We start from the raw sequence: 429 nt of genomic DNA on the forward strand, positions 1-429 counted from the left end.
GGCGGGATGCTCCTGTTGCGCAACCTCCCGGAAAAGCGGCGTCTCCTCCATGCGGGAGCGCAGATAGACGCCCACGAAACCCAGTGGCCCCGCCAGCAGGAACGGCAGGCGCCAGGCCCACTCGCGCATCGCGGCATCGCCCAGCAGCAGCGAGAAACCGAGCATCAGCATGGCACCTGCGCAGAACCCTGCCAGCGTGCCGACCTCCAAGAAGCTGCCGTAGAAGCCGCGCTTCGCATCGGGCGCATATTCGGCCATGAAGATCGCGGCGCCGCCGTATTCGCCGCCGGTCGAGAAGCCCTGTATCATGCGCAGAAGGACCAGCAGTGCGGGCGCCCACAGCCCGATCGTCGCATAAGACGGGATCAAGCCGACGGCCACGGTCGCGCCTGCCATCATCACGATCGTTATCCCCAGTACCGCCTTGCG

Annotated in this window: 1 protein-coding gene; it reads right to left on the minus strand. The window is 66.4% G+C overall.

Going from position 1 to position 429, the window contains the following annotated elements:
• A partial coding sequence (locus ACYPYD_RS26315) for an MFS transporter (protein WP_459666603.1) occupies positions 1–429 on the minus strand: 429 nt, incomplete at both ends.

The sequence above is a fragment of the Novosphingobium sp. 11B genome, assembly GCF_054589055.1.